Source organism: Armatimonadota bacterium (assembly GCA_016125185.1).
Lineage (GTDB): Bacteria > Armatimonadota > Fimbriimonadia > Fimbriimonadales > Fimbriimonadaceae > Fimbriimonas.
Window position 1 is genome coordinate 474,269 of the sequence record WGMG01000006.1, and the last position, 14,632, is coordinate 488,900.

Here is a 14,632-nt window from a genome sequence, read left to right on the forward strand (position 1 = left end):
TGGGCATCCTGGTAGACACGCGGCCACTTAGGCTGTGAACTCCACTGAGTTAGACCGACACCGGTCTTTCGTAATCGAGGTTCTTCCACTCCGAAATCGGCTGGTTGTCGATGAGGAGATTGGGTTTCGGGAGAAAGCCGACGAAGCACTCTTCGATGCCGAGTTCGATTGCAGATTCGCGAGCATAGTCGGCTCCGCCGGAGCTCCAAAGGTAGAGCGTCGAGCCCTTGCCGTGCAGTTCGCGAACACGGGCGACCATTCTCGGAATTGGGATGCGCTTCGCCCCTGCGGTTCGGACGAGCGTGTCGTCGACGTCGATGAAGGCAATGACCTTGCTCATTTGCTAAGGCTAGTATGGAGCAAGATAGTTGTTCTCGACACTCCATTGCTAGGTGCCGAGAACCATCGCAACTATTTTCGTCTTCGCTTAAACAACAGGCCTGTCAGCCCGATGCCTGCCACGGCAAACGTGCCCGGCTCGGGCACCGGCGAGGCGTCCATCTGTGCCATGTCGAAGTCCACTTCGACGCCCGGATGCTGCGCGGAGGAGCGCATATTGAGGTTCGTCAATCGAATCTCGATCGCCTGACCAAGCTGAGGGTCGGAGGCACCGGTATCGAAATCCAGAACGCTCGTTCCGAACTCGCCGTCGGGAATCGCTAGGGAATTGTTATCCTCGGCGAGGACAACGCCATTGGCCAAAACCTGGACCATGTAGCCCGGGAACTCGGTGAGATCAAAATAGTTGTTGCCATCGGAGCTGAAGCCCGCCGCAATGTTCCCAACGCCGACCTGGAAATGGTAGTGCGTGTTGGCCTGGAGCGTCGCGGTCAGGGTCTGAGAAAGTGAGACCGGGCCTTGGCCGATCTGCTCCGACAGGTAGATGTAAGCCGCGTTGCGGCCGTCGGGCACACCCGAGTTGAAGAAGGTGCTTCCGGTCGGGTTGACGACACCGGTTAGGTCGCCACCACCGATGATCCCGTTGGGATCGATGACCGTCCAGCCGTTAGGAACGAGGCTGGGGTAGCTCCAATCCGAGGCAAAATTGTCTTCGAAACTGGGATTGACGATGGTTACCGGAGAGGCGAGCGCCGACCCACACAAGCCGAGGGAGCCGGTCACGAGAGCGAGCTTAGAAATAGTCATATCTTCCTCAAATTAAAGTCAGTCGTTGCCGAGAAACTGTAGAAGTTGAGAGTCGGATACCGACCCTGGATCGTCGAGTCGCCGACCTCTAAGGGTACTCGGCACCTCGGGACGGGCGTACCGAACGTAGTCGAAGAGGGCTAGCAGGTCAGGGCTGCCGTTTCGAATGACGGTGCTATTCTGCTGTTGAGGTGAGAGTCGGCTTGCGCCCGGCCAATCCGTGTAGACGGTGAGGCCGACCTGAAGCGTGGACGGAAGGTCGCCTCGCGAGTAGCGGCGGTGAACACTCCAATTTCCATCCACCTTCTTGAGCATGATCATCGTCGAGCCGATCTTGGCGACTCGAATCACGGCGTCGCCGGACGTGGTGGGCTCGGTAACGAGTTGCGAGTCGCTGTTGACGGTGGTCTTCACCTCGAATTGGTAGCGACCCGCCTGATCGGCCGCGCCCAGCGAGAGGAACACGTAGTTCTCTCCGCCGGGCCGCCACGTAGAGGGGGAGATATTCCTTGGCGCACGAACCATGATTCCGGCCAAAGAAAATTGCGATCTCGGCGCGCCGCTACCGCTGCGCCCCGTTACATGCACCTTTGTCGTCACCACGAAGTCGCCCTCGACCGGTTTGAAGACAAGGATGCCGCGGTAGTCGCGATACCAGGTGCTGGTGTAAGGCATCATCGTCAGCCATCCCTTCTGGGTTCCGCCGATGTCGAAAGTTTGGAGTTGGTTGTTGTTCCACCCCTCGACTCTTTCGACCCGTTGCCAGTTGCTTAGGGTAGAGGGATTATCGAATTCGTCGCTGAGGCTGCCAAGGTCGGTTTGCCGGGCCTGACCAGCAGTGGGCTCGGTTGCAGGAGTTCCACATCCGACCAATGCTGTAGCTAGTGAACCCGCACAAAACGCAGTAAATATGGTCACCATTTTCATCGCCTTTGAGTCTAAATAGCCGCACTTATTAGTTAAGCGATTAACTAACGGGCATTATAACACGATCTTCCCAAAAAGGAGGGGAATTAATTCTTGTCGATCAGTTTTTGCGAGGAGGGGCGACGCTTGACCGCGCGACGAAACGGGCGGGGAACCGCACCGTATGAGGTGTCGTGTCGCCGGTTTCGATCTGCTTGATGATGGCATCGACTGCCGCTTTTGCAAGTTCGTCGAAGGGCAAATTGAAGCCCGTCGGCGCAGGGCGTAGGTTCCTGATCAGGCTTCCTTCGACCATCACGACGGACATGTCCCGAGGGACCTTTGCGCCAATCCTGGCCAGAGCTTTGTAGAGATAGCAAGCGAAGACATCGCACCAACAGAACACGGCAGTGACGCCTTGCTCCATCCACTTTGGGACTAACACTTTCAGGTCGTCGCGCGGAAACCAGGTTGGGCTCTCATATACGGTGACGGTCGCGCCGAGGAGTTTGGCCTCGCGCTCGAAGGCCTCTTGTCGCTCGACTGACGTCGTGAAGCCTTGGGAGCCAATGAACGCGAAAAATCGATGGCCGGCATCGTAGAGAACTTTTGCCGTCAACCTGCCGATCTCTGCGTTGTCGACATCGATGCACGAAATGGATTCTGTGCGCTTGGTGATGCCGACCTGGACGATCGGGACTCCCCGCTCGAGAAATGGCCGGACCATTTCATCCTCTTCGGGACCGAGGATGATCACGCCATCGCATTTGCCGTCGTATGATCGGCGGATGGAGTGGCCATGATCGTCCCATACGTTCTCGGCCATGACGAGTACGCCCCAGTTTCGGAACAGGCATTCGGTTAGGATTCGGTCGAGGAAGGACCGAAAGATCACATCGCGGGTGATCGGCATCTCCGTGAGGTTGGGGGCCAGGAGACCGATGGTTCGGCTGGTCGCTCCTTGGGTGCGAACATCCATCGCCGGAGCCCGGTAGTTGAGAGTACGAATTGCCTCAAAAACCTTTTGGCGGGTGGCCTCGCTCACGCGGTCCGTCCGCCCGGCCAGCACGAGGGACACGGTGGCGGTGGAGACGCCGGACAAGCGGGCGACGTCTGATTGCTTGGCCGGTCCATCGAGTTTGGTGAGAGATTCCTTCTGCCTCATGATTTGGCCAACTTTCCAAGTACTTTTGCACCGAAAGCAGTCATCGGTATTCTATTCCAAACATGGCAAGCGAAAGCTTGGCGCGTAAAAAATGCCTGTCGGTGGGGTACCGACAGGCGATGGTAGCTATTCTTTCTGAAGTAGAGGGTGAAATCTTTTGAGCCCCGGGGCGGAGGCTCACATCCTATCTTTGGTCATTTCTTCGTGTTCGTTAGGTTTCCGTAAGAAATAGTAACTCGATAGTTCGAATAACTTGACTTGCTTGGATAATACATGAATAAGCGTATTTTGAGTTCCATTTTACGAAAAAGTACGAAAAATGGTTACTTATTAAAGATTCTCAATTTTGTAATATCGTAATGTTATAATATTGTGATGAAGTGATAGTCCAGGTAATTCTTCGGTGCAGGAAGGTGGTGTCCCTAGATCTCTGGGAGCGGCTCCTGGCCGTCATTCAGCTTGTACGCGAAAGGATTGGCTTTGAACCCTCAGAACCTCGGCGTACAAATTCAAAAGTGAAACCCAGGCCTCGGCACTGAGGGAGCGTTCACCCTCTTCGTGACTATCTTACGGTGAGTCGATCCAGAGCGTTTATGACTAGTTATCTGCCACGCGAATAAGCGTTGCCCGAGTTTTGGCTAGGCCATGCGACGGGGAATCCGTGCCACCTTTTCAGCACAAAAGCTTTGAGTCCTCTTCTAACCGGTGGTTGTTGTTGAAGAGCCAGTTGTTAGCCCCGTTGTCAAGCCGGTCGTGCTGGAGGTCGAACCGGTTGTACTGGAACCGGTAGTCGAGGAGCCCGTGGTTAGGGCGGTGTTGGATCCGGTTGTGCTCGTTGTCGACGTGGTCGCAGTAGAGCCAGTCGTCGCTGTAGTGGTGGTTGTCGTTGTGGAGCCGGTTGTGGTTGACCCGGTCGAATCGGTCATTCCGGTCGATGCAGTAGTCCCAGTGGTGCTACTTGTGCTTGAAGTTGTACTGGAGGTACTCGTTGTGCTTGTCGTACTGGAAGTGCTGGTGGTCGAGGTCGCGCTGGTCGCCCCGGACGTCGCGGTGCCGCCAGTTGCGGCCGTGCTCGAGTCGATGACGAGACTAGTGCCAGATCCTCCGCATCCGCCAGACGCAAAGACGACAACGGCAAGCATAACGGGCAAGATCCAAACTGACTTCATGACAATCCAAGATTGTCGCTTCAGTGCGACAACGTAGCATTCATTCTGCCACAAAAAGGGGTGACCCCTCCCTAAAGTTCTATGTGCTTCGAAAGGGAGAGGAGCCGAAGTACCTACATCAGCGACATCGGCATGATGACGCAGAAGTAGTGCTTTTCTTCGTCGGCCGAGCGGAAGACGGCAGGGCGCATCGACTCGGTCATTTCGACCTTGATGCCCGGGCCGGTGATCGGCTCGAGTGCGTCGAGGACGTACTTACCGTTGAAGGCGATTTCGAGGTCGCCGTTGGTGGAGATCATGTTGAGCTCCTCTTTGGCGTCGCCCTTTTCCTCGCTACGAGCGGCGATGAGGAGGGTTTCCTCGTTGCCCTTGAATCGGAGCCGGGAGGCGCTATCCTTGGCGACGATCATCGCGCGGCGAACCTTGCTACCGAGTTGATCGCGTTCGAGGCTCCAAGACCGAGTGGACTCGGCGGGAACGACGCGCTCCCAGTTGGGATACTTGTCGGTCAGAAGCTGGGTGACGATCTTGGCGGTGTCGGTGGCGACGCCAACGCGACCGTTGCCGAAGTTGAGTTCAATACCAACCTCGTCCGAGAAGGGAAGGGCTTGGATGGCTCGCAGAGCCTTGGCCGGAACAACGGCGGTGATGCTGGAACCGATGCCGCTCTTGGCGATCTCACGAACGGCCAAGCGGTGGGTGTCGGTCGCGACGAGGCGAAGGGTTTCGCCGTCATAGCTGAGCTGGACGCCGGTGATATTCTGCCGGTGCGGGTCGGTGGAAACGGCGAAGATGACGGAATCAACGGCATCGCGGAAGTCGCCAAGCGACAGCGCGAGGTTCGATTCGCCGCCAAAGTCGGGTGCATCGGGAAAATCGATGGGATCCAGGCTATGGAGGCGATATTCCGAGGCGCCGTGGGTGAGGAGGACGTTGGTGCCGTCCGAAGTCGTGAGATGAACATCACCGTCGGGAAGGGAGTTCACGATATCGACGAGGAGCTTGGCCGGAACGCAGATCGCGCCCTCCTCCTCGATGACCGACGAGAGTCGGCGCTCCACCCACATCTCCCCATCGCATCCGACGACGCGGATGGTCGAACCCGACGCCTCGATTTTGAGGGTCTGGAGGATATTGACGGACGTACGGGCGTTGGCGGCCTGTCCGGCCGCGCTCACCGCTTCAAAGAACTCTTTTCGTGGACAAGTGATTTTCATGTCTGGGTTGTTGTTAGCCGCTCATGGGCAGCTGATACTGCAAATGTCTTGGTTCGGGAGACTGGGTTTGAAGGTGGCCGCCGCGAGCGTAGAGCTTCATCAGGATTCGCTGGTAGCTTTCTTCAGTAAAAGTAAAATCGTCGGATCGCAGGATGTCCACGGTCTGACGTAGGGAAGTCATGTCTTGGTGCAGGGAAGGATCGGTCTTCGCCGCCTCTTCCAACTCGTCATTGAGCTCTTCGGGAAGTTCATTACCCGCATAGAGATCGACCAACTTTCGATAGGTTTCGTTCATTCTTGTGTGCCTCCTAGCTTGTCGCGGAGCGCCCTACGTCCTCTGTATAGGCGAGACTTCAGCGCCGGAACGCTGATTTTCAGTACCTCCGCTGCCTCGCGCGCCGCCATGTCCTCTAGATCGCAGAGGACCAACGGTTCGCGATATTCGACCGGTAGTTCGGACAAGGCCTGCTGCACGGTTATGCGCAAGGTGGATTTGTCCTCCGTCCCGGGGTAAGACGCGTCGGGCGGAAGCTCCATGAGCTTGTGCTGACGCATCTTGTCGATGCATAGATTCCGCGCGATTCGGAAGAGCCAAGTTCGGAACGCTCCATCGGCCCGAAGCTCTCCCGATCGTCGAAGCACCCTGAGGAAGGTTTCCGCAGTGATGTCCTCGGCGTCCGAGCGGTTGCCCAACATACGGAAGGTGTAGCGGAAAATCCGCTCTCCGTACAGTTCATAGATGCCGCCCAACGCGCGCGGGTCGCCCTCATTGAGAGCCGTGAGCCAACGCTTTTCTTGCAGCGAATCATTTGAACCTTCACTGGGCATGGTTATAGACGCATCAATCATGCTAACTGATGCGCGATAATGAGTTTAACATGGAACCTAGTCTTAGTACCAGGGTTGGGGAAAGGTTCGCATGATCTTGCCGGTCGTGGTGGGGGTTCAAATGACCACTCCAGCGGCTACGTTTTTGGATGGCCGACTGCCGTTTTCCACGTCGACCGACAAGTTGTATGACGAGGTGGAGCGATTGGTGGGCGTTCATCCTGGCGGAGTCATACGGGTTGCCGGTTCGAACGAGGTTCTGGTCGCTTTTCACTTCGAAGGTGTCGTGTTTACCCGCACGAACGGCGAAGAGTTCACGCTCGTTGCCAAGCCGAACGGGAAGACGTTTCAGGTTACGAAGCTCGGTCTGCCGGACGGTTATCGCGTGGAGAGTGCGTCCGTCTCACACGGTAGGCTAGTGGTTCTTGGTAAGTGGCCGGGCCATGTCGCTCGACCGTTTGCAGCTACCTTCGCCTCGGTCGATGGGTCATGGCGACCGTCGCAGTTTCAGGATGTTTCATTCGAGTCGTGGGATGACTGGGACTTTCGGGGTCGCGGGTCTACTAAGACTTGTACGATCGATGGAACGACCTACCCGGAGCATATGAACGTTTCGCACTCAGGCGCAACCGTGCATATGCGGCGGGTCTTTCGTCTTCGGAATGGTTGGTTGCTTCCTAGCACGGAGGTTCGAATTTCGAATCCGATGTCGATCCTGGACGAGTATCTGGACGCAGTTCACCTGCACATTCACGTCGATTTTTCGAAGATCTGCTCGAACTCTTCGTCGGCCAGGGGTTTGAGGCTGGTGATGCCGGAACTTTGGGGCGCGGGCTGGCGGGTTGGCTATGACCGCATCCCACACGGGAAGGCGACGATTTGGGCCAACGCGTACTCGATTCGGTTTGACTTTAGGGAGCGGCGGGGGATTTGGAAGCTGACTTCGGTCCGGCATGAGAAGCCTTCGGATTCCAGTTCTTAGGATCGCTGTCTCGAAACCATTTTCGTTGGCCGTCGGCGAGAACATAGCATTTGGTACCTTCCGGCCATAAGTAGTCCTCGGTGGCGAGAATGGTTTCGGGCGACAAATCCTCGCTTAACCGTAAACCGGCTACTTTGGGATTCGGTCGGAACTGGCCGCCGTTTGGATTAGCGGATTTCCATTTTTCCTTCATGTAGCCGGAGAGAGAATCGAACGTCGTGAACGAGGCAGGCAGGCGGTCGTCGTTGTCCTGGGTGTACATATTAATGGCAATGACCACCAATTTGCCTTCGCTTCCGGTTTCCCATTTGAGTTGACTGGCCATTGCTTCATATTCGCTGACCTGCCATGTCCTTTTGTAAATGCACACGCACGACACGATGATGACGACACATAGGAATGCGATCAGGATGACTTGCTTTGGGCGGGTCAACTTGGCCATTAGTATGTGATCGGATCGTGGAGGCGGAACCCGGAGAAGCGTTGGAAGTCGCGATCGTGGGAGCAGAGCGTTGCGCGGTTTTCGATCGCGAGAGCGGCTAGATGGGCGTCAGAGACGAGCTTGTTTCCAACTCCAACCTGCTTGAGTAGATCAGACAAAATCCGAAAATGGTCGACTCCCGGGTTGAGGATTCTGACATTTGGAAAGGCGAGCCAGAGCTTGACAATGTCTGTGGCCTCGTCGACCGAAAAGGGAGCTGGAAAGGCCTTTGGGCTAGTGCCGATTCGAATAAAGGCCAAGATTACGTTCCAGGGAAGGCCGATGTCTTCGGAACCTTCCAGCTGATTCTTCCACCAAGCTCGCGCGGACCCGTATCGAGCATCGTCCATGTTGTGAGCGAACAGAAGCAGATTCGCGTCAGGAATGACCATTGCTATCCTTCCACTCCTCGATTTGCAGTTCCTCGTCGAACTTCGAGAGATTCTCGTAGTCGATGCCTGGAAAGGCACCAAGGCTTTTCCCTTTTACTTCGTATTTTCGTGGGGATTCATTGACGGAAGATCCTTCTTTGAGTCCCTTCCGAATGAGGTCGTTCACGACCTCATTCAGGGACTTTTGGGACTTCCTCGCGATCTCGTAGATGCGGTCCGCGATGTCGGGCGCGGGGGTGAAAGTCGTTCTCATATTTCTATTATTGCATCATGATGCAGAAAGTTTTGCATCGTGATGCAATAATAGATGTTACGCTCTCTTTCGACTCCGAAGGAGAAGGATTCCACCTAGACTGAGAGCAAGGATTGAGGCTGGCTCCGGAACCGAGGAAGGAGTTGCGATGAATATCCGATTGTCCCATGAACTTCCGGTCCAGTGTGAAGCTTCCACCATGAATTCTCCAAGGTTGTTGAGATTGGATATCTGGTAGATGTGAAACCCAGCGAGAGGCTCAACATTCGTCATGTCGATGAATCCTGTTGACTGAGACCAGAGCACGTTGGCCTGCTTTGCACCCTGGCTGTCATAAGAAGCGCCAATGAGGAGACCCGCGTCGTTGATGCCGCTGGACTTGAAGTTATTACCGTTGTACTGTCCCGGCGATATCCATGTGCCGTGGTCGTAGATGTCCGAGCGACCCTTGGAAGTTCCGTAATCGGGAAAACTACTGACAAGGATTTGGCCAGACTCGTTCACGTCGGTCGCCTGGCTATATTGGTACCCGCCAAGTCCTCCAATGACCGTTTTGGTGGTTCCTTGCCACATGGTCGCCTTCTCAGGATTGTCGGTTCCACCAACGGTAACACCGTGGGAATTTCCCGCCCAAATTCCGATCTGCTCAAACGGAATCGTGCCTGCATTCAGGAATGTGTAAGCGCCATTTTTATAGCTCCAGCATCGTCCATAGACGGTATTGCCAACGAAGTGGCTAGAGATTCCGAACACGGTTCCGTCGTTTGCAATACTTCGGATGAGGCTCGACTCGCCCCATGGATTCAGTTGGGTTGGGACGCCGTTGGTCCAAAGAGTAGCGGCAGTTAGATCACCATAACTGTTGAACCCAATTTTGGTTGACCCGCCGACCAAACCGGACGAGTTGATTGCACTGGCATAGATCGTATTGCCGTTGAACGACTGAAGGGCAGTCATATTGCCGTCTCGCGTGCTGACATACCAGTCCCCGTATTGATTGACGAGATACTGACCACTATCGGCAAGCGTGTTGTCGGTATACATTGCAAATGATGAAATCTCTTGGAATGCATAGTTTTGGGAATAGGCGACTGTACCTAGGGCCGAAACTACGACCAAGCCAATGAGGCGCGAATAGCTCATGAAGATATAAATCCTATGCAAGCAATCTTACTTGCGGTTTAATTATTATCGAATGCTCAACACTTTGGTTGCAATTGTTAAGAATTCCTTAGACGTGGCTAACGTCAGAGTTATAATGGGCGAGTGACCGCGGTAAGCCTCGCCGTGTTTTTGAATGGAACTGAAATCGACTGGAGCGCTTTTTCGCGACTCATCGACAAGGCTATTCCTATCTCACGAGACTTGAGAACGTTTCAGGCTGGCCTTGACGCGATAATTCGAGAGTATAAAAAGGATCACAAGGTGGAACAGGGAGACCTTAGTTACGATGTGTTGCCGATCAAGAACTCGAACTGGTACCTCATTTCGATGGGCTGGTTTCCTTCGCCCGGAGGAACATTCGTCGCCCGTCCGTCCGGCAAGTCCTATGTCATCGAGGAAGGTTCTTGGTACGAAGACTTTAAGGCTCAGCAAGCAGTTCTGGACAATGACAATCTGGTGCTGGCGGGGCAGGCGTATTTTGTGTCTAACGCCAAGCATCCAGCAATCATGACGTTCCGCCATTGGGCGAATTGGGAGCTTTCGAACCTGCAGATTGCGGACTTTGAAGCAAGGATCGGCTCCTTCGTTAAGCGGGGCAATCGGTGGACGATTTATTCCGAGGGAAGGACTTACCCAAAGAACATCGAAGTCCCGCACAGCGCCGCAATGGTTCTGATGGAGCGCACGTTTGCTGAGAGCGAGGGTCAGCTACTGACTTCGTACGACACTCTCCGGCCAAGCGTTATGCATACCTTTGACGAGTGGATTGAGGCGGCGCAAAACAAGAATTGGACCAAGGTGCGAACGTTTTGCGCTTCTTCGCAGATAGCCAAGCAGTTTAAAAAGCTGGCGGAAAATGCGCCAAAGCAAGACTGGCTAGGCCGAGACGGCCGCTACCAAGAGATGCAAGCGTGCCGGATACCCAAGACAAAGTGGGTTGCCGTGATGGAAACCGTTGGCAAGACCTGGAAGCTAACGAAGATCGTTCCCGATAAGCGCTGAACCGATGTCGTGATTTGCAACGACAAAAATCAGGTCGTTGCTCGACGGGAAGGTATTCGCCGGAACCTGGTACTCAGAATTAAACTGAGGCGGATGGTTCGCCTCATGGGTCATCTTGAGCTTTACCGTTGGTGGGGAACCATTTATTCCCAAGTCGTTTCAGTCGCTTCGGGATTACAATGCCCAAAAATTTGTGGCAGACCTTATCGCCGGCATCACGGTGGGGCTGGTTGCCTTGCCGCTGGCGATGGCCTTTGCCATTTCGTCCGGGGTGTTGCCGCAATCGGGCATTTACTGCGCGATCGTGGCTGGGTTTCTCATTTCCGCCCTTGGCGGTTCGACGGTCCAGATCGGCGGACCGACCGGTGCCTTTGTGGTTGTGGTGGCGGGCATCGTGCAGAAGCACGGCATCGATGGCCTGTACATGTGTACGATGATGGCGGGAATCCTGCTCATGATCCTCGGCGTGACCGGCCTGGGTTCGGCGGTGAAGTTCATCCCGCGACCGGTCGTGATCGGGTTTACCAACGGCATAGCGGTGCTGATCGCCAGCACTCAGTTGAAGGACTTCTTTGGGCTCAAAATCGCCAAGGTCCCGAGCGAGTTTTTGCCGCGAATTGAAGCGGTCGTATCGCATTTTGGGACGCTCTCGACACCGACGACCGTGCTCTCCGTCGGGTGTCTAACGCTGATTATCCTCATCATGCGATTCGTGAAGAAGGTGCCAGGGTACATCGTGGCGATGGTGGTGGGAACCGGCATCGCTTGGGCATTGGCGCTTCCGCTGGAGACGATCGAAACGAAGTTTGGCGGCATTCCCAGCGGACTACCTTCCTTTCAAATGCCACATTTTCGTCCGGAGCTCATTCTGCCTCTGTTGGCTCCGACGTTCACAGTGACCATGCTAGGAGCAATTGAATCCCTTCTGTCAGCGGTGGTCGCCGACCGGATGACGGGCGGACGTCATAACCCGAACGTTGAACTGTTCGGTCAGGGTGTCGCCAACTTCGTGTCGCCGCTGTTCGGAGGTTTACCGGCAACGGGCGCGATCGCGAGAACGGCGACCAACATCCGTACCGGAGCGAAGACACCGATGTCGGGCATGATCCACGCCTTGACTCTGCTGGTCATCCTGCTTGTGGCGGCAGGGCTGGCGAAGCATATTCCGCTCTGCGTGCTGGCGGCGATTTTGTTCGTCGTGTCGTACAACATGGGCGAGTGGAAGGAGATTCCCGAGATTCTGAAGCTGGGCAAGGCACCGGTGGCGGTCTGGGGCATCACATTCGCCCTGACCGTCTTTGCCGACCTCACGGTGGCGGTCGAGGCGGGCATGATCCTAGCGATGCTCCTGTTCGTCCACCGTATCAGCCTGACGACGACAGTTAGCCAGGTCACGGAAGAGTACATCGAGGACGGCAAGGCCCATAGCCTGCAACTGAATCCTATTCCCGACAACGTCGCGGTCTTTCGGGTTCACGGACCGTTTATGTTCGGCTCCACCGACAAACTCGACACGATCTACCGTCAGATCGACTCCTTGCCGTCGGTGGTGATTCTCCGGCTACGAAACATGAATGCGCTGGATACGACTGGCTTGAAGGCCCTTGAGGAACTGGCCCTGAAGCTATCGCTGAGTGGGCGGCACTTGGTGCTGTGCGGGCTCCGCGACCAGCCGCTGAACCTGGCCAACCGAAGCGGGCTGAAGCACCATCTAGGCGAGGAGAACTTGACGCCGCACGTGCAGTCTGCCATCGAGCGGGCGAAGGAAATCCTGTCGAGGATGGAAGCAGAAGCGGTCGGACCGTAGCCTTCCAGCATCTAATTTAGGAACCCTGCGACCCACTTCGGGGTCGGATTGTTCTGGTCAGTTACCCGGGGTGCAAGCACCCCGGGCTAAGCTCTGAGACCACTTCGTGGTCTCGCCGGACTGACTGGAATCGCGAAGTTTTCGATCGGACAAACGATCTTATCGTTGGCTATTAGAATCGCTACTGCTTCCGCCTCGTTTGCAGACATCGGAAGACACGATGGGCTCGGGCTATATCTCCTTCCGTATAGTCGCCTTACAACGAGGGAATCTCGATGAAGTTGATCGTCGGAGCGAGATTGCCGGTGCCGCTTTCGGTTCCGGTCAGCGCCATTAGGTAGATCTTGCCGCCTTCGAACGTCTTGGTCACGGTGGCGACTTCGGTCTCCGTGTTCTCGCGTTGGGCGACCAGAGTCTGCGGGCCCGCGTCGATCTCCTGCATGGTCACACCACCGAGGGCGACAGCCGCGAAATTGATGTTTGAAAGCGTGCCTGGGTTCTTGAAGACGACCGAGAAGTTTTGGTTGCCGGGATCGCGGTTAAAGGCATTGAAAGCGTAGACACGAGCCTTTGACGGATTCGGAGCGATGCGATTGACGGTCTGGAAACTGAAGCGGAGCCGCTTCTCGTTCTCGGTGCCGTAGTTGTTCAGGCCGTAGGCGAGGACGAGCGTGTCGGTGTTACCGGTCAGCGTAGTGGCTTGCGAGTCGATGACGACGGTGCTACCGGTCTCTTCGATGCTGAAGTCCTTCAGTTCCGACTTCACCGACTTAAAGGTCGTGGTGTCGTCGAGGAAGCCGACGTTGGTGTTGACCGTGTCATCGTTCACCAACAGGTCCAAGGTTGCATCCGGGCAGAAGTTCATGAACCGATAGTTCGGGTCGGGCAAGATCGTCGAAGAGCCGCCTCCGCAGCCAACGATGGCTAAGACAAGCAATGCAAAACCGACGATTCCAGACCTCAACTTCATGCGATTTCCTAATTGTGACTCAAGAGCCCCTTAATATTTTCGTCAAAAACCTCGTAACACGTAGGGCAACCGACTAACGAAGTCGATTCTATTTGCTCAATTGTCGTCTTACAGACGGGGCAAATGGTGACTTTGGTGTTCGGTTCAGGTACAAACAGCTTCCTTTTTAGGTTAATGACCTTGGGACACCCACCGCAGACGAGGTAGGTGTTCCCCTCAAAAGAAATCTTTCGATTCTTCTCCCGGTAGCACTCCGGGCAGTCAAACTCGTTAGAATTCGGTTCCTTCACAGGTGTGCTTTCGGAATCGAGCCATCAGGTCTTTGGTCACCGGTCCGGGCTTGCCGTCCCCGATTGGGCGACCGTCGATCGTGACCATGGGGATGACCTCGGCGGCGGTACCGGTCAGGAACGCCTCGTCGGCGGAGTACAGGTCGAACGGCGTCAGGAACGCCTCCTCGATGGTGTATCCGGCCTCGCGAGCGAGCATCATGACCGTGTTGCGGGTGACGCCGAGCAGGAGACCGCACGACGGATCGGGAGTGCGGATCGTTTTGCCCTGGATGAGGAAGATGTTATCGCCTGTACACTCGGCGATGTAGCCCTGATGGTTGAGCATCAGACCTTCGCCCGCGCCGCGGGAATTGGCTTCCTGCTTGGCCAGGATGTTGGCCGCGTACTTGCCGATGCACTTGAGCCGTGGGTCGAGGGCATCGGGCGGAATCGTCTTGAAACTGGTGGTCACGACGTCCAAACCGCGCTCATACGCCTCGGGCGCATAGAGAGCGAGGGTGTTGACCATCACCATGACGTTGGGCTTGGTGTCGATGTTCTTGGGGTCGAGTCCTAGGCCGGTTCCGCGCGTCACGTTGAGTCGGATGTAGCCATTGTCGGCCTCGGCCTGGCGGCAAGTGTCTAGAACGATCTGTCGAAGCTCGGGTTGGGTGATCGTCATTTTGTAACCCAGGTATTTGATGCCGTGGTAGAGCCGGTCGAGGTGCTCATTGAGCTTAAATACCTTGCCGCCATAGATTCGGATGCCTTCGAAAAGGCCGTCTCCGTACAAGTGGGAGTGGTCCGAAGCCGGAATCATCGCGGTTTCGAGAGGAGAAACAACGCCGTTTAGCCAAACGAGCTTCTGCATATTCCTA

The 14,632-nt window shown here is 55.6% G+C and carries 16 protein-coding genes and 1 pseudogene; 4 read left to right on the plus strand and 13 right to left on the minus strand.

The window, feature by feature from the left end; all coding sequences use genetic code 11:
• Positions 1–49: 49 nt before the first annotated feature.
• The 4 genes from GC165_10060 to GC165_10075 all read right to left on the minus strand — a co-directional run bounded on the left by GC165_10060 (position 50) and on the right by GC165_10075 (position 3,217).
• A complete protein-coding gene (locus GC165_10060; protein MBI1333212.1) occupies positions 50–340 on the minus strand; it encodes a DUF705 domain-containing protein in 291 nt (96 codons plus the stop codon).
• A gap of 71 nt (positions 341–411) precedes the next feature.
• Positions 412–1,146 carry a PEP-CTERM sorting domain-containing protein gene (locus tag GC165_10065; protein MBI1333213.1) on the minus strand — a complete coding sequence of 245 codons (735 nt, stop codon included), beginning with the start codon at positions 1,144–1,146 and terminating at the stop codon, positions 412–414.
• 18 nt (positions 1,147–1,164) lie between these two features.
• On the minus strand, positions 1,165–2,073 hold the full coding sequence (locus GC165_10070) for a hypothetical protein (GenBank protein ID MBI1333214.1): 909 nt from the start codon (positions 2,071–2,073) through the stop codon (positions 1,165–1,167).
• 100 nt (positions 2,074–2,173) lie between these two features.
• Positions 2,174–3,217 (minus strand): LacI family DNA-binding transcriptional regulator, encoded by a 1,044-nt coding sequence (locus tag GC165_10075; protein ID MBI1333215.1) that lies wholly within the window; start codon positions 3,215–3,217, stop codon positions 2,174–2,176.
• 720 nt (positions 3,218–3,937) lie between these two features.
• Between GC165_10075 and GC165_10080 the strand changes: the two are divergent.
• A pseudogene (locus GC165_10080) lies at positions 3,938–4,144 on the plus strand (signal recognition particle-docking protein FtsY).
• A 355-nt stretch (positions 4,145–4,499) separates the two neighbouring features.
• Here the strand turns inward: GC165_10080 and dnaN are convergent.
• From dnaN to GC165_10095, 3 genes are read right to left on the minus strand one after another with little or no spacing between them, the layout of a single operon-like run.
• The gene (dnaN, locus tag GC165_10085; GenBank protein ID MBI1333216.1) at positions 4,500–5,603 is read right to left on the minus strand and encodes a DNA polymerase III subunit beta; all 1,104 of its coding nucleotides are present in this window, start codon (positions 5,601–5,603) and stop codon (positions 4,500–4,502) included.
• Positions 5,604–5,616: 13 nt separating this feature from the next.
• Positions 5,617–5,898, minus strand: a complete 282-nt coding sequence (locus GC165_10090; protein ID MBI1333217.1) for a hypothetical protein — start codon at positions 5,896–5,898, stop codon at positions 5,617–5,619.
• The gene (locus GC165_10095; GenBank protein MBI1333218.1) at positions 5,895–6,452 is read right to left on the minus strand and encodes a sigma-70 family RNA polymerase sigma factor; all 558 of its coding nucleotides are present in this window, start codon (positions 6,450–6,452) and stop codon (positions 5,895–5,897) included. The genes GC165_10090 and GC165_10095 overlap by 4 nt, the downstream gene beginning before the upstream one ends.
• Positions 6,453–6,522: 70 nt before the next feature.
• Between GC165_10095 and GC165_10100 the strand changes: the two genes are divergently transcribed.
• Positions 6,523–7,413 carry a hypothetical protein gene (locus GC165_10100; protein ID MBI1333219.1) on the plus strand — a complete coding sequence of 297 codons (891 nt, stop codon included), beginning with the start codon at positions 6,523–6,525 and terminating at the stop codon, positions 7,411–7,413.
• On the opposite strand, the gene GC165_10105 is transcribed toward GC165_10100, so the two are convergent.
• The 4 genes from GC165_10105 to GC165_10120 are packed head-to-tail and all read right to left on the minus strand — an operon-like array spanning position 7,343 to position 9,682.
• Positions 7,343–7,855: a hypothetical protein gene (locus GC165_10105; protein MBI1333220.1), complete on the minus strand. Its 513-nt coding sequence runs from the start codon at positions 7,853–7,855 to the stop codon at positions 7,343–7,345. The two genes, GC165_10100 and GC165_10105, sit on opposite strands and share 71 nt — an antisense overlap.
• Positions 7,855–8,286, minus strand: coding sequence for a PIN domain-containing protein (locus GC165_10110; protein ID MBI1333221.1), 432 nt, complete (start codon positions 8,284–8,286; stop codon positions 7,855–7,857). The genes GC165_10105 and GC165_10110 overlap by 1 nt, the downstream gene beginning before the upstream one ends.
• Entirely contained in the window at positions 8,273–8,539 is a 267-nt protein-coding gene (locus GC165_10115; protein MBI1333222.1) for a hypothetical protein, read from the minus strand. Before GC165_10115 ends, GC165_10110 begins: the two co-directional genes overlap by 14 nt.
• 57 nt (positions 8,540–8,596) lie before the next feature.
• Positions 8,597–9,682 (minus strand): PEP-CTERM sorting domain-containing protein, encoded by a 1,086-nt coding sequence (locus GC165_10120; protein MBI1333223.1) that lies wholly within the window; start codon positions 9,680–9,682, stop codon positions 8,597–8,599.
• A gap of 123 nt (positions 9,683–9,805) precedes the next feature.
• On the opposite strand from GC165_10120, the gene GC165_10125 reads away from it, so the two are divergent.
• Complete coding sequence (locus GC165_10125; GenBank protein ID MBI1333224.1) at positions 9,806–10,705, plus strand: hypothetical protein; 900 nt, start codon at positions 9,806–9,808, stop codon at positions 10,703–10,705.
• A gap of 115 nt (positions 10,706–10,820) precedes the next feature.
• Positions 10,821–12,512, plus strand: coding sequence for an STAS domain-containing protein (locus GC165_10130; GenBank protein ID MBI1333225.1), 1,692 nt, complete (start codon positions 10,821–10,823; stop codon positions 12,510–12,512).
• A 256-nt stretch (positions 12,513–12,768) separates the two neighbouring features.
• Here the strand turns inward: GC165_10130 and GC165_10135 are convergent, their stop codons facing one another.
• Both GC165_10135 and ilvE read right to left on the minus strand, forming a co-directional pair.
• A complete protein-coding gene (locus GC165_10135) occupies positions 12,769–13,482 on the minus strand; it encodes a hypothetical protein (protein ID MBI1333226.1) in 714 nt (237 codons plus the stop codon).
• A 270-nt stretch (positions 13,483–13,752) separates the two neighbouring features.
• On the minus strand, positions 13,753–14,625 hold the full coding sequence (gene ilvE / locus GC165_10140; GenBank protein MBI1333227.1) for a branched-chain-amino-acid transaminase: 873 nt from the start codon (positions 14,623–14,625) through the stop codon (positions 13,753–13,755).
• Positions 14,626–14,632: the final 7 nt, after the last annotated feature.

Bases quoted from the DNA above. Each gene is read 5' to 3' on its own strand.
- GC165_10105 (MBI1333220.1), bottom strand. From the start codon at position 7,855: ATGGCCAAGTTGACCCGCCCAAAGCAAGTCATCCTGATCGCATTCCTA.
- GC165_10090 (MBI1333217.1), bottom strand. From the start codon at position 5,898: ATGAACGAAACCTATCGAAAGTTGGTCGATCTCTATGCGGGTAATGAA.
- GC165_10110 (MBI1333221.1), bottom strand. From the start codon at position 8,286: ATGGTCATTCCTGACGCGAATCTGCTTCTGTTCGCTCACAACATGGAC.
- dnaN (MBI1333216.1), bottom strand. From the start codon at position 5,603: ATGAAAATCACTTGTCCACGAAAAGAGTTCTTTGAAGCGGTGAGCGCG.
- GC165_10070 (MBI1333214.1), bottom strand. From the start codon at position 2,073: ATGAAAATGGTGACCATATTTACTGCGTTTTGTGCGGGTTCACTAGCT.
- GC165_10095 (MBI1333218.1), bottom strand. From the start codon at position 6,452: ATGATTGATGCGTCTATAACCATGCCCAGTGAAGGTTCAAATGATTCG.
- GC165_10115 (MBI1333222.1), bottom strand. From the start codon at position 8,539: ATGAGAACGACTTTCACCCCCGCGCCCGACATCGCGGACCGCATCTAC.
- GC165_10075 (MBI1333215.1), bottom strand. From the start codon at position 3,217: ATGAGGCAGAAGGAATCTCTCACCAAACTCGATGGACCGGCCAAGCAA.
- GC165_10100 (MBI1333219.1), top strand. From the start codon at position 6,523: ATGATCTTGCCGGTCGTGGTGGGGGTTCAAATGACCACTCCAGCGGCT.
- GC165_10135 (MBI1333226.1), bottom strand. From the start codon at position 13,482: ATGAAGTTGAGGTCTGGAATCGTCGGTTTTGCATTGCTTGTCTTAGCC.
- ilvE (MBI1333227.1), bottom strand. From the start codon at position 14,625: ATGCAGAAGCTCGTTTGGCTAAACGGCGTTGTTTCTCCTCTCGAAACC.
- GC165_10065 (MBI1333213.1), bottom strand. From the start codon at position 1,146: ATGACTATTTCTAAGCTCGCTCTCGTGACCGGCTCCCTCGGCTTGTGT.
- GC165_10120 (MBI1333223.1), bottom strand. From the start codon at position 9,682: ATGAGCTATTCGCGCCTCATTGGCTTGGTCGTAGTTTCGGCCCTAGGT.
- GC165_10060 (MBI1333212.1), bottom strand. From the start codon at position 340: ATGAGCAAGGTCATTGCCTTCATCGACGTCGACGACACGCTCGTCCGA.